Origin of the sequence: Vibrio sp. 1-2 (7-a), from assembly GCF_013048515.1 — a bacterium.
Lineage (GTDB): Bacteria > Pseudomonadota > Gammaproteobacteria > Enterobacterales > Vibrionaceae > Vibrio > Vibrio diabolicus.
In genome coordinates this window covers 1,290,009-1,303,409 of sequence record NZ_VHSQ01000001.1, presented here as the reverse complement: position 1 = coordinate 1,303,409, position 13,401 = coordinate 1,290,009, and the positions used below count along the sequence as shown (strand labels likewise).

16 protein-coding genes and 1 pseudogene are annotated in these 13,401 nt (G+C 40.8%); 14 read left to right on the top strand and 3 right to left on the bottom strand.

Annotation, left to right across the window (positions count from 1 at the left end; genetic code table 11):
- The first annotated feature begins 67 nt into the window (after positions 1-67).
- Positions 68-661 carry a hypothetical protein gene (locus tag FKN08_RS05855; RefSeq protein WP_170891527.1) on the top strand — a complete coding sequence of 198 codons (594 nt, stop codon included), beginning with the start codon at positions 68-70 and terminating at the stop codon, positions 659-661.
- Between the two features lie 199 nt (positions 662-860).
- Here the strand turns inward: FKN08_RS05855 and FKN08_RS05850 are convergent, their stop codons facing one another.
- Both FKN08_RS05850 and FKN08_RS05845 read right to left on the bottom strand, forming a co-directional pair.
- A complete protein-coding gene (locus FKN08_RS05850; RefSeq protein WP_170891526.1) occupies positions 861-1,157 on the bottom strand; it encodes a type II toxin-antitoxin system RelE/ParE family toxin in 297 nt (98 codons plus the stop codon).
- Between the two features lie 6 nt (positions 1,158-1,163).
- On the bottom strand, positions 1,164-1,406 hold the full coding sequence (locus FKN08_RS05845) for a type II toxin-antitoxin system Phd/YefM family antitoxin (protein ID WP_062569034.1): 243 nt from the start codon (positions 1,404-1,406) through the stop codon (positions 1,164-1,166).
- 234 nt (positions 1,407-1,640) lie between these two features.
- Here FKN08_RS05845 and FKN08_RS05840 point away from each other — a divergent pair, with 234 nt between their 5' ends.
- From FKN08_RS05840 to FKN08_RS05755, 13 genes and pseudogenes are all read left to right on the top strand, one after another.
- Positions 1,641-2,015, top strand: a complete 375-nt coding sequence (locus tag FKN08_RS05840; protein WP_053805399.1) for a hypothetical protein — start codon at positions 1,641-1,643, stop codon at positions 2,013-2,015.
- 184 nt (positions 2,016-2,199) lie between these two features.
- A complete protein-coding gene (locus tag FKN08_RS05835; protein WP_170890951.1) occupies positions 2,200-2,652 on the top strand; it encodes a hypothetical protein in 453 nt (150 codons plus the stop codon).
- Between the two features lie 394 nt (positions 2,653-3,046).
- Positions 3,047-3,448: a hypothetical protein gene (locus tag FKN08_RS05825; protein ID WP_170891525.1), complete on the top strand. Its 402-nt coding sequence runs from the start codon at positions 3,047-3,049 to the stop codon at positions 3,446-3,448.
- A 651-nt stretch (positions 3,449-4,099) separates the two neighbouring features.
- Entirely contained in the window at positions 4,100-4,819 is a 720-nt protein-coding gene (locus FKN08_RS05815; protein WP_170891524.1) for a hypothetical protein, read from the top strand.
- A 147-nt stretch (positions 4,820-4,966) separates the two neighbouring features.
- Complete coding sequence (locus tag FKN08_RS05810; RefSeq protein ID WP_039033178.1) at positions 4,967-5,971, top strand: DUF2806 domain-containing protein; 1,005 nt, start codon at positions 4,967-4,969, stop codon at positions 5,969-5,971.
- A 136-nt stretch (positions 5,972-6,107) separates the two neighbouring features.
- Positions 6,108-6,539, top strand: coding sequence for a GNAT family N-acetyltransferase (locus FKN08_RS05800; protein WP_170891523.1), 432 nt, complete (start codon positions 6,108-6,110; stop codon positions 6,537-6,539).
- A 155-nt stretch (positions 6,540-6,694) separates the two neighbouring features.
- Entirely contained in the window at positions 6,695-7,411 is a 717-nt protein-coding gene (locus FKN08_RS05795) for a riboflavin synthase subunit alpha (protein WP_170891522.1), read from the top strand.
- Between the two features lie 688 nt (positions 7,412-8,099).
- Positions 8,100-8,567, top strand: a complete 468-nt coding sequence (locus tag FKN08_RS05785; RefSeq protein WP_025527288.1) for a cold shock domain-containing protein — start codon at positions 8,100-8,102, stop codon at positions 8,565-8,567.
- A gap of 15 nt (positions 8,568-8,582) precedes the next feature.
- Positions 8,583-8,685, top strand: a pseudogene (locus FKN08_RS23725) (DUF3265 domain-containing protein).
- 41 nt (positions 8,686-8,726) lie between these two features.
- On the top strand, positions 8,727-9,503 hold the full coding sequence (locus tag FKN08_RS05775) for a hypothetical protein (RefSeq protein ID WP_170891521.1): 777 nt from the start codon (positions 8,727-8,729) through the stop codon (positions 9,501-9,503).
- Positions 9,504-9,756: 253 nt separating this feature from the next.
- A complete protein-coding gene (locus FKN08_RS05765; RefSeq protein ID WP_170891520.1) occupies positions 9,757-10,287 on the top strand; it encodes a GNAT family protein in 531 nt (176 codons plus the stop codon).
- Positions 10,288-10,397: 110 nt separating this feature from the next.
- Complete coding sequence (locus FKN08_RS05760) at positions 10,398-11,393, top strand: DUF4238 domain-containing protein (RefSeq protein ID WP_170891519.1); 996 nt, start codon at positions 10,398-10,400, stop codon at positions 11,391-11,393.
- Positions 11,394-11,507: 114 nt separating this feature from the next.
- Positions 11,508-12,017 carry a GNAT family N-acetyltransferase gene (locus tag FKN08_RS05755; RefSeq protein WP_150919018.1) on the top strand — a complete coding sequence of 170 codons (510 nt, stop codon included), beginning with the start codon at positions 11,508-11,510 and terminating at the stop codon, positions 12,015-12,017.
- A gap of 185 nt (positions 12,018-12,202) precedes the next feature.
- Here FKN08_RS05755 and FKN08_RS05745 read toward each other — a convergent pair whose 3' ends face one another.
- Positions 12,203-12,988: an IS3 family transposase gene (locus FKN08_RS05745; protein WP_170891518.1), complete on the bottom strand. Its 786-nt coding sequence runs from the start codon at positions 12,986-12,988 to the stop codon at positions 12,203-12,205.
- Positions 12,989-13,401 lie beyond the last annotated feature (413 nt).

Genomic DNA, 13,401 nt, shown 5'->3' with positions numbered 1-13,401 from the left:
CAGTGTGATGTACGTATAGTGGGTTTATCCCTCAGCAATTGTAATTTACTCTAAAATCCGAAATGAAATGAAAAAATCAATATTATTATCATTAAGCATTATTTTTGTAGCGTCTGTTCAAGCTAATACGATAACAAGCTCTATAGAGTGTGATGGTACATTTTCTGCTGCAAATAATGGTTGGAACTATAAGTCAAATTGTACAATCAGTACAAATGTTCCATCTAAGAGTATTGTCCAGCGAAGAGATGAATTTGAGGACAAACCAATCATGTATAGTTTGGACATACGCGATGAAACTGGTTCTAAAAGCTCTTCGATCTTTTTTAAATGTGATGCAAGCACTGAAAATTATTCATTTAGTACTTATGTAGATTGGGGCAAGGTTAAAGTTAGGTTTGATGATCAAGAAGCTTATGATTTAGAGCTAATGGACTTTAGACAAGAATCATTATGGATAGCAACTAATGGCAAAAGTGGCGTTGATTACAATAACTTTAACGAAAGTAAAATTAAGAAATTTATTGATGACATCTCTGCTTCTAAGACTATGAGGGCAAAGACTCGATTTAGTACACATAAGTATGACTTATCAGACTATAGTGGCAAAATTAAGCCATTTATTAGCTTGTGCCAAGAAATGAAAAATAATATGAAATAGTCCCTTACTTAGGTGCTAACCGCAACTTAACAAACTGTTTAAGAGTGATTCGCAACGCGTGGCATTTTTACTATGCGTTGGTTTAAGTGTTTAAGGTGGTATGCGGGAGCATCTGTATTGCGTTGCTCACACCTTAACAGGGCGTTAGTTTACCAATCAGAATCTTCACCCTAAAATCAAGTGAAGGGTGAAGAATCAATCATAAGTGGTTTTGTGGTAGTTGTGACTGACCAAGTACAGCCACAACCAAAATGAAGCCGTTTTCTTTTGTAAAATAAGCTGTGTGCTTACCAATAGGAAAGTAAAAACCTTTGGGGTAAATGTTATCGCAACTTCGACCAACTTCTGGATTGTCAGCAAGCATTTGAAACCCAGTCAGTAACGTATCTTTATAGTTGCGCCACTGCATCTCTGAAAAGTTATCAACAGTGTAGTTTCTTATTTTTAATAAGTGAGCTTGAGCCAATTTGCTAAGTTTGTATTTATTCTTTTGCATAGGGGATTACAAGGCGCTCAAGAAGTCTTCACCATCAACCACATTGCCTTGCGCTAAGTCTTGTTTGGCTGACTCGAAGCAATGTTTAAGGTAGTCAGCTTTCATTGCCTCTAGCTCTTCAAAATCTTTAATAGACATCACTACTACGGCGTCTTTGCTGTTTTTGCTAATCTTTACAGGCTCACGTTGGGCACTAAGAAGTAGCTCACCAAAATTACGTTTCGCATCGTTTGCTGTTAATGTGTGCATAGTTAATCTCCAAATCTGGAATTACAATAAGATTATAGCTGGTCGCATGAAATGGTCAATTTAATTAAATCGTGCGATTTGTGCGAAAGGTAAACTAACAAACGCTTCAAGACGGATTCGCAACGCTCGGCGATTTTGCTTTGAGTTAGCTTTTGTGTTTACAGTGCAATAATTAAGCATAGTGGTAGCGTTGCTCACCACTTAAGCGTGCTCATTATGTGGATGGAGGAGAAAATGGATAGTCTTTTATATCTCGCAGCTTTTTTGCTAATGGTTGTATCTTTTGCTCATTCTTACCTCGGTGAACGCTTTATCCTTTCTAGGTTGTTTAAGCGTGACAATTTGCCAAAGATGTTAGGAAGTGATGATTTTACTAAACGTACGTTGAGGTTTGCATGGCACTTAACGTCAGTCGCCTGGTTGGGGTTAGCTGGTATTGTTGTGGTTCTAGCGCAGCCAGAGTTTGGTAAACAATTAGTTGGCCAGATAATCGCTATTACATTTGGTGTGCACTTTCTGGCGGCCCTTTTGGGATCAAAAGGAAAGCACCTATCTTGGATATTGTTTGGTGCAATTACTGTTTTGGTGCTAGTGGGAACATCCACATAACAAGCAATTTAAGAGGGATTCCCAACGCTTGGCATTTTTGCTTCTACTTCAAATTTAGTGTTTATGGCACAATGCTTTAGGTTTGGGTGGAGGCGTTGTTCACCCCTTAATTGGGCGTTAGCTGATTGGCGCGTGATAAGGTCATTTACTATGCTTAATTGTTTATTTGGCTAAGGTGAATGCTATGAAATTTCTAATCGTAATCTTGTCGTTGTTTTCTTTATCTGTGCATAGTGCGACTAAAGATGACTATTCAAAAACACGTTGGATGTCATGGGGTAGTTTTGGAGCCATTGTACTGGCGAGTGATATTCATAATGGGCAATCCGAGTATTATGGGTTAATAGTTGAATGCTCCCCCTCAAAAGGGAAGCTAAGAGTCTCGGTTAAAGATTTATATGCAAAGCCCGGAGATAAGATCCAGTGGGAAACAGATAAGAAAATGGGAAGTATAGTCAATCAAGCCTCAATGGTAATTAGAACATCGGAGAAAGATATTAGGGTGAACAATAGCATCGTTGGCGCCATGAAATCTGGAAGCTGGATTAAATTTGAAAATACAACTAGGGGTAGCTCGGCGACATATACACTCAAAGGATCGACGAAGGCCATTTCAAGTATTTCATCATGCAAATAATCAGCTAACAAACTGTTTAAGAGTGATTCGCAACGCGTGGCATTTTTGCCATGCGTTGATTTTAGTGTTTAAGGTGGTATGCGTGAGCTTAGGTATTGCGTTGCTCACACCTTAACAGGGCGTTATGTGAAAAGCCAAATATCAGACTTTGAGTGTAATTAAGATGAAAAATGTATTCTTCAAGCCATGGATTGGTAGTGAGTATGGAACAGACAATTCACTGTTTCAGAACAAAATTTTAGTTCTTGGAGATTCTCATTACTGTGAAGAACACTGTTTTCAATGTGGCTCTCAGGAAAGACGAGAACGCTGCAGTGAGTTTACAACCGAAGTTGTCAATGACTATCTCAACCCAGAGATTACCGCTAGATGGAAAAGAACATTCACAACATTTATGAATAGCTTTGTTGCGGGTACTAAGCATGATGAGCAATCTCGTACTCGTTTATGGAATTCCGTTGCGTTCTACAATTATCTACAAATCGCCGCAGGCACAGACGCAAGACAGACTCAGCATTACAATTACGAAGACCTCACCTACAAATCTGCATTAATTGAAGTTATCAATGAGCTACAACCAGATTTCATAATTAGTTGGGGCGGCAAAGCATGGGATTCTGTTCCTGAAGATCTCGGTTTTGGCAAATATAGGCTTAGTCAGCAGTTTGAAAACTGTTGCTGTGTATATCCGTATAAAGACGCAGAAATTCAATTAATTGGTGTTACACACCCATCGACAGCATATAAATCATCTTATTGGTCGGATGTTTTCTGTGAGCTACGCGCCAACCGTTAATTTCACATAACAAAGCGTTTAAGACAGATTCGCAACGCGGGGCAGTTTTGGTATAAATTGGTTTCTGTGTTTACGGCACAATGGTTTAGGTTAGGTGGTAGCGTTGCTCACTACTTAACGCGGCGTTAGTACGGGGTTGGCATCAACGGTAAAAATTTCGGTGTTTATCAGTTTCGTTTCCTAGCTTTACACACACCGGTTCAAATGTGCCTTTCATGTTCTTTCCGGTGGCACTATGTGCGGAGTGTTAGCGTCGATTTCACCGTTTACGGTTTCTAACTTTTTGGCTATTTCTCTGGCGCGGCTTCTTTTGCGTGGCCAGTTCTTCAGTCTCAAATTTAGTATATTGGTGTGGTTGTCAAAGTTCGGCGACCGAATCCTTTGCTAATTTTAAACTGGTCAAAATAGGGCAGTTTAGCGTGTTTTTTTTCTCGCCAACTTGCGTTTTGAGATTGAGTTCTAGTTTGGCAGTGGTCAGTTTAGCTTTCTCGTTTTTAGCCACAAATTACGTGCTATATTTCAATGTCTTGGTGCAAACCAAAAGGTTTTGGAACAGCGTACTAACAAACAATTTAAGAGTGATTCGGCACGCGTGGCATTTTTGGTATGCGTTGGTTTTAGTGGTTAAGGTGGTATGCGGAAGCATCGGTATTGCGTGCCTCACACCTTAATTGGGCGTTAGCTGCCTTTATAGTACTTCAAGCTTTAGGAGATATTTTATTGATACCATTACCATCCAATTATGGTGACTTCGACCCTGCTTTTGCAACAAGTTGGGGGAGGTTGGAATATCCAGTCACTACTACTCCAAGGCATTATTTAGATTTTGCGCTTAAAGATGTTGAAGAGTGTGGAGAACTAAAGTCAGAAAGGGCGTTAGTTAATGCTCTATCAAATGCAAAGCGCGCATTACATTTGCAAGTAGAAACAATAGCAAAGGGCTTTGGCTTTCCTAAACCAGAGCGTGGTTACCCAAATTTTCACCGCTATTTAGAGTATTGTCAAAAATGTGGGGTTGTGACTCCTCGAATCTTGAAAAAACTCAATTCTGTTCGCAACGCCGTTGAGCACGAGTATTACATTCCGACTGAATCTGAAACAGACGATTTTATAGATGTAGTCGAGTTATTCTTAGCTGCGACTGATAAGTTTATCTACCAATTTCCGACATACTTAGAATGGCTTCCTGGTTGCACCGATGATTGTGTGCAGTTCCACATTACCAGCATACAGTTGGAACCCAACACAGGATGTTTAATGTTGGTACCAGATTCTGATAATCCCGATGACGAGTTGCATTTAGACCCTAGCTTTGACGAATTTTATATTTGGTTAAAACAACTTAGTGATGCTGTGCATAATAAAATTTAAGCCCGGCAGCTAACAAACAATTTAAGAGTGATTCGGCACGCGTGGCATTTTTACTATGCGTCGGTTTAAGTGGTTAAGGTGGCATGCGGCAGCATCAGTATTGCGTGCCTCACACCTTAATTGGGCGTTAAGCAACAAAGGGTAAATATGAATATTCCAGGTGAAAATTTAATAATTAAGATGTGGGATTCTCTTGTTGACAAGGGTATTGGTAGTATTCTTCAACCGTGGCAAGAGCGACGAGTCGGTGAAAGCCGATTAGATCTTAAGCGACAAGAAATTCTAAAAATTGCTGAAGCAGAAAGGCTAGCGGAAGATATTAGAAACGGTAATATTCAATTTGAGAGTCCTCAGTTAGAAAATTTTCTTGAGAATAGGCAGGGAAGAATTGAGCCGACTCTTGGGGTTGAATATGCAGTGAGAAACTCTTTTGGAAAAAGTGTCAGTGAAAATATTCGTAAGGAAGCAAATGTTGCGAAATCAATACTGATCGCAGAGGATTTATTGGCTGATGACGCCACCCCCGTAAATGAATCTAAGATTGAAGATGACTGGTTGTTCAATTGGCAAGAATATGCTGGTCGTGTGTCCTCCGAGGACTTGCAGCAGCTTTGGGGCAAAATTCTAGCTGGCGAGATTAAAAGTCCAGGGTCATATTCATACAGAACATTAGATTTCTTAAAAACTTTGTCAAAGGCTGACGCTGAGGTTATTGCAATAGCTGCACAATTTGTTGTCGAAGGTGTTATTTTTCGAGAGCATGATGAAATTCTTGAAAAGGCAGGAATTAACTTTGGTATCTTGATGTATTTACAAGAGCTGGGGATATTATCAGGAGTAGAGGCTGTCGGGCTACAAACCAAATGGAAAAGTTCACAACAGACCCGTTTTATTAAAGGTTTAATTTCATATAATCATTGTCTAATTTTGGAGCACGAGAACGCTCAAAAAGTCGCTAGTAAGCCAGTTTACTTAGTTACCACAATAGGTAAAGAAGTGCTAAGTCTGGCTCAATTTGGCGCCAATAAAGACTATTTGAAAGCTGCTGGTACTCTATTTGCCAAACAAGGCTTTAAGGTAAAAGTTGCAGATTGGCTTCAACAAACGAAAGATTCTGGTAGATTTTATAATGCAGAGGAAATTGTTGCTTAACAAACGCTTCAAGACGGATTCGCAACGCGTGGCATTTTTACTATGCGTTGAATTTAGTGATTTAGGTGGTGTGCAGGAACATCGTATTGCGTTGCTCACCACTTAAGCGGGCGTTAGCCGTCAAAATGGAGAAAACATGGAAGTAAAATTCTTAGAGAAAAACTCTGATTACGAGTCAGTCCTAGAAGTGTTATTACAACTTCGCCCAAATTACAACTTAGATACTTTGTCTGGTCAGATCGAGAAGCAGCAATCAAATGGTTATCAAGTCGTCTATGTCAAATCGCCAGAAGGCGTGCTAGCAGCAGCAGGCTTTAGCGTAGGTGAAAAGCTTGCTTGGGGTAAGCATATTTACATTGAAGACTTGGTAACTAATGCTCAATTTCGTTCGAGTGGAGTAGGTAAATTTATTATCGATTGGTTTAAAACATATGCTTTAGAAAGCGGTTGCGAACAAATACATTTGGATTCTGGTGTTCAGCGTTTTCCAGCACATAAGTTCTATTTACGCGAAGGTTTCAATATCGCTAGTCACCACTTTTCTATAGTTGGCGTCCAAAACGGCTAACAAAGCGTTTAAGACGGATTCACAACGCTTGGCATTTTTGGTTTGTATCAGCTTAAGTGTTTACGGCACAATGGTTTAGGTTAGGTGGTCGCGTTGTTCACCACTTAACGCGGCGTTAGTTCTTAGGATTAAACATCAGTAATAAAAGGGAAAATATGTTTACAGGAATAGTTCAGGCTGTAGCCAAAATAGTTGATGTAACCGATCAAAAAGGAATTAGGACCTTTGTTATCGATTTTCCTGATGGTTTTTGTGTCAACTTAGAAGTTGGGGCCAGTATTGCAATCGATGGTGTGTGTTTAACGGTTACTGAAATACTATCAAATGTTCGCGTTAAGTTTGACGTTATGCTGCAAAGCCTCTTAATTACGACTTTAAGCAAATATCATGCTACCCAACTAGTTAATGCCGAGAGGGCTGCGAAGGATGGAGCAGAAATTGGTGGCCACCCTCTCTCAGGTCATGTTGACTTCAATGTTGCGATCGTCGACGTAAAACAAATAGAGGACAATTACTGCATTCGTTTAGCACTTCCAAATACTTGGAAAAGGTATGTCTTTTCTAAAGGTTATATAGCACTTAACGGAGCAAGTCTCACAGTTGCTGACGTAAATAAACAAGAAGGGTGGTTTGAAGTTTGGCTTATTCCAGAAACTCGTCGAATGACGGTGTTTGAATCAAAAGAAGTTGGAGATTTCATCAACATAGAAATCGAGCGCGGTACACAAGTAGTTGTGGACACAGTTCGTGATACATTAAACGAAAATTTGGGTCCTTTATTACCACTGTTTGAAAGAATGTTGTTAGAGCAAGGTATCGACTTGGATGCGTTGTGTTACAAACCAAAATCGCTTGGTGAGCCAAAGAACTAACAAACTGTTTAAGAGGGATTCGCAACGCGTGGCATTTTTACTATGCGTTGGTTTTAGTGATTAAGGTGGTATGCAGCGGCTTCGGTATTGCGTTGCTCACCCCTTAACAGGGCGTTAGCTGTTTGTGCATGTGGCATTGGAGAGATAAGCTTAATGGAAGCAAGATTTAATAAGTTATTAGCGTTCAGTATTGTTTTAGTCCATTTTTTTGCTTTCTCTGGGCTGATATATAAATCACAAATTTATGGGCATATAGCGGTCTCACCAGGAGAACCCTATGGGTTAGGTGACGTTATAGATTTACTATTTGCTTGTTTAGTTGTCTTGATGTGGTGCTGTGCGTTTGTATCCTCAATTGTGGTGACTTTACTTAATATTAAAAGCAACTGGCTAGCTTCTCTAAAGGCACTCTTATACGGCACAGTTGGTCTTGTCGGTTATTTCTACGTTAATAGTTCAGTCTCCTAGTACGAAACAGCTAACAAACTGTTCAAGAGGGATTCACAACGCGTGGCATTTTTACTATGCGTTGATTTAAGTGTTTAAGGTGGCATGCGGCGGCTTAGGTATTGCGTTGTTCACCCCTTAACAGGGCGTTATGCCTCCGAGTACCCCACGTTTAGTAGACACTTTATTAAGTTAGAGCTAGGGTCTATCTAAAAGTGATATATGGAAAGTGGGTGAGTATATGAAAGGAATAATTGTTCGCTGGGTTGATGACAGAGGTTTTGGGTTCATAAATTCCGAAGAACTTGATGGAGATATCTTTGTTCATGTCTCCAAGTTCAAAAAGGGTTATCGACGTCCACAAATAGGTGACCAAGTCGAGTTTCAATTGGTAAACAATGCTCCAAAATTAAGTGCATCGACGGCACAGTTGCTCGGTGTTGAGCCCAACAAAGTCAATCCTTTTTCAATGTTATTGTCCGCAGTGTTTATTGGCATTGTTGGTGCGGGATTCTATCTATTCGGAATAGAGCCGACATTAAATCCGGAATATGAAAACATGGGTTTTAGTTGCCAAGGTAAAACTTACTGTAGTGAGATGGTATCGTGCAGCGAAGCTAAGTTTTATCTATCAAACTGTCCTAATGTCAAAATAGACGGTGACAACGATGGTATACCGTGTGAAAGCCAGTTTTGCGGCAACTGGTAGTATCGGCATAACAAACTGTTCAAGAGGGATTCGCAACGCGTGGCATTTTTACTATGCGTTGGTTTTAGTGTTTAAGGTGGTATGCGGCGGCATCGGTATTGCGTTGCTCACCCCTTAACAGGGCGTTAGCTGCCAAGAAGTCCATATGAGTGGAGTGGAATGAATAAAGAACGATTATTTGAGCTATATGAGAAGCTTTACTTCCATGAGATGGAAGTACGAGAGCGTATTACAGGTCGAGTTCAGATTACTTTTGCTTTGGTTGCTACGGGATACACCATTCTCAGCTATATGCTGAGAATGCTTGATTACACAGCGTTGCATGGTGCAATCATGGTCTTTGCCATTTCTGCTTGTCTTACATTCGTATTGTCTTTTGTATGTTTGTATTTTTTGGTACGTGCTTTCTGGGGAAACACCTATAAAGGCATGCCTTCGCCAATAAAAACAGATGAGTACAGAGAAAAACTGATTTCGCATAAGAAAGAGATTGAAGACTACAATAGTTCTTACCCTAGCAATCAACAACCAGAGGTTGATGTCGATTCGTTAGTCGCTGATCATCTATATCAAAAATTTCGAGATTGTTCGGCGCACAATACAGAAGTAAACGATCGGCGCTCACAGCAACTGCATCGAGCTTTCAAATGGTTATTGTTTGCCTCAATCCCTATGCTTGTAGCAAGCGTTACCTATATTGCACATGACCTAGACGTGTCTTCTCCTAGAAAAGAAACCCCAATAGTCGATTTATCTGTAGCAACCGAGTTAAATGGTATTAAGACAAAATTAGAAGTCCTAAATCTATCACTAAAACAAGGAGTGAAAATCGTGCCTGAAGTTGAAGATAATTATGTACCACCACCTCCTCCGCAGGAACCTGATGCACGTCCTTTAGTCGAGGACAATTATCCAACACCAAATGCAGGAGAGTAACATGTCTGATGAAAAGAAAAGTGAAGCACCACCACCTCCACCGCCACCACCTGAGCCTCCTCGTGTTCGTATGATTAACGAAGATCTCACTAAGAAAAAAGGCAGCTAACAAACTGTTTAAGAGTGATTCGCAACGCGTGGCATTTTTGCTATGCGTTGCGTTTAGTGTTTAAGGTGGTATGCGGCGGCATCGGCATTGCGTTGCTCACACCTTAACAGGGCGTTAGTTTGCTTCAAAGAATAGGGAAGTATCGTGGAAGAAAAACGAGTAAGTATTAGACCAGCAAAACCGAATGAATTGGAATTAATTCATGCTTTGGTAACTTCAAACGACGCATGGACTAAGTTTAATGGTCCGTATTTTCCTTATTCTCACCCTTCGTTAAAACAGTTTGAAAAGTCTTCGTTTCAACGGTTGCTAAGTGGTTTAGATTTACAGTTAATCACTGTCGATGATAACCCGATAGGAACAGTCAGCAGTTACTGGGAATGTGAAGAAACTCACTGGCTTGAAGCTGGTGTGGTAATCTACGATTCAAATTTTTGGGGTCAAGGTATCGCCGCTTTGGCTCTTCCACAATGGGTCTCTTACTTGTTCAAAAATAACAGAATCGAAAGGGTCGGTTTGACAACATGGTCAGGTAATCCGCGCATGATGTCTCTGGCGCTGAAGTTAGGTTTTCAACAAGAAGCAAGGCTAAGAAAAGTACGTTACTATGCAGGCGAGTATTACGATTCAGTGAAATATGGGGTATTGCGTTCGGAGTGGCAAGAACGCAACTAACAAAGCATTTAAGAGTGATTCGCAACGCTTGGCAGTTTCGCTTCGCTCAAGTATAGCCAAGCGTCGCTCACACCTTAATGCGGCGTTAGTTTTACAATTGATTTGGTCATATGAATAATAGAAAAATAAAGAAAAACCAGCATTATGTCCCAAAAGCTCATTTGAAGCGCTTTACCGTCGAAGGGCAGAAGTCGCTCATTTGGGCATTTGATAAAAACAAAGGCGAATATGGTCGCCAAACTGCATCTATCAATAAGGTTTGTGCGGAAGATTATTACTATTATCAGATAGACCCTCAAGGGCAAGTGGACCACATACAACTGGAAGACGTCATTTCGGAAGTCGAAATGATCGGGAATAACATCATTGATAAGGTGCTAGATTCTAGATTTCTTCCCTATGTACCTATCCACGGTTCTCAGAAAGGGGAGTTAGCATTTTACATTGCCTTACTGATGTTTCGTGGACCTAGTTTTCGAGACGGCATCGCTCAAATCTATGGGCAGGTAGCAAAACTAGTCCTCAATAAAGTTTGGGATAATTCTAAGGTTCCAGCTGCATTAAAAGAGCTAGTTGAAAAAGAAGGTTTATCTAATGTCGTTGATTTACAAGTTAATTCGACGGTTAGTTTAGAACATATGGTTACGGCGGCTCAAACTGCAGCGCTTGAATTTCTCAAGAAAGAATGGGTGTTAATAAATGCTCCAGCAGGCTCAACGTTTGTGACTGGCGATGTACCAGTTGTTTTTTACCCTTGTAAACAGGATTTAGGTGATATTGGTCCAGCCCACCCCTTAGCTGAAATTCTGTACCCTATATCCAAGAACACCGCTCTAATTCTGACGCCAACAAGTAACCCGAAAGAGCATATTGTAATCGGACAATTTAGTAGCGAACTTTTACACCAAATCAATACAAAGGTAAGTCATGCTGCCATAGACAACATTTTTAGTGCTGAAAAGCTCGATTGGTTGTCTGCATTGTCTCCGTCTCAAGGGAACTCTCAGCGATTGGTTTCGAATGCATCACCTAATGGGGTTAGTATCGTTAAGAATCCGTGGAAACGTAAAACTAACAAAGCATTTAAGAGTGATTCCCAACGCTAGGCATTTTCAGTTCAAAGTTGAGTTTCGTGTTAACGGCGTAATAATTTAGTTCTGATGGCAGCGTTGCTCACACCTTAATGCGGCGTTATAAAGCTCGAAGAAAAAGGACATTTCATGGAAATTCGAACAGGTAAAATTAAAGATGTTGCTGGTATCACCGACATCTTTAATTTTTATATTGAGCATACTAATGCACGCTTTGAGGAAGTTCCATTTACTCTGGAAAATCGTCAGAAATGGTTTTCTCAGTTTTCTAGCACTACCAAATATCAACTATATGTAGCCACAGAAAACGGCGTGTTGCTAGGTTTTGCCTATTCCCAACAGTACAGAGCAATTTCAGCTTTTGACGACACCGTAGAAGTGACCGTTTATCTGACACAAGAAGCAAAGGGGAAAGGTTTAGGTTCTAAACTATATACTCAGTTGTTCTCATCAATTCGTGCTTATGGTGTCCATCGTGTATTGTCGGGTGTTGCATTACCAAACGACGCATCAGTTGCATTACATAAGCGGTTTGGTTTCAGAGAAGTCGGAGTTTTCAATGAGTATGCACAGAAACATGGACAGTACATTAGCTCGGTGTGGTTAGAAAAGGCGTTTAACGTAGAGTCAGCTTTATAACAAACAATTTAAGAGTGATTCGGCACACGTGGCATTTTTACTATGCGTTAGTTTTAGTGGTTAAGGTGGTATGCGGAAGCATCGTATTGCGTGCCTCACACCTTAATTGGGCGTTAGTACCAAAATTAAATTAGGTTTCGGAGTATTTGAAAATGTTCTTTTCTAGTTCATCTCAACTGTAGTGGTCAACTAAAATTGGCCACGGTTTTAGAGTTTTCCCAATACAGTCGTTCAGACTCATTGGGTGTTAGACCACCATTATATTGATGTGGCCTGAGTTGGCTGTAGTAGCCCGTGATGTATCGAGTTATATGTTCTATCGCTTCGCTAAAACTCCGATAACCCGACACTGGTATCCATTCTGTCTTTAGGCTTCTGAAGAACCGTTCCATCGGACTGTTGTCCCAGCAATTACCTCGCCTAGATAAGCTTTGTTTGATTTGATAACGCCACAACAGTTGCCGATAAGAACGACTGGTGTAATGACTTCCTTGGTCGCTGTGGAACATCACGCCTTTGGGCTTACCTCGTGATTCAAACGCCATAGAGAGTGCTTTACCTGTCAACTTACTATCAGGCGATACTGACATCGCCCAACCAATTGGTTTTCTCGCGAACAGGTCGATGACAACAGCAAGATACATCCAGCGCTGTCCCGTCCAGACATACGTTACATCACCGACCCAGACTTGGTTGGGAGCGGTAACGGCAAATTGTCGAGACAGATGATTTGGGATCTCTACGTGCTCTTGTGATGCCTTTCGATAACGGTGCTCTGGTGTCATTGGTGAGGCTTGAGGAGCGACTCCCTTTCTTTCTTGCTTGAGCTGCCTTACCCACTTATCCATTGTCGATTTACCCACACCCATGGCTTTGGCGGCTTCAACAACGGTGTAGTTTTGGTCGAGAACAAGTTGTGCTGCTTCGAGTTTGAATTCCGCACTGAAAGTGCGTCTGGTGCGCTTGGTCATAGTTTCACCTGTCATGCTATGAGGTGTATCTTAACACCTCTAATCAGGTGGCCAAATTTACCGTACCACTACAATACAGGCTATTCATGGCATGCTTATAAATCTTGGAGTAATCGCTGGTCTGGAATCATGGCCTCGAATAGATCTTTGATTAAAAAATATATCGAGGGAAAAAGTACGTGGCCTGATGCACTATCTGTCGTGCGAAATGGCTAACTTCCTCGAAAAGTTATCGGTATAACAAACTGTTTAAGAGTGATTCGCAACGCGTGGCATTTTTACTATGCGTTGCGCTTAGTGTTTAAGGTGGTATGCGGCGATACTGGTATTGCGTTGCTCACACCTTAACAGGGCGTTATGTTTACTTGTATTTCAATGGCTTAAAAACCCTTCGATCTATGTTCTTTGCCCCT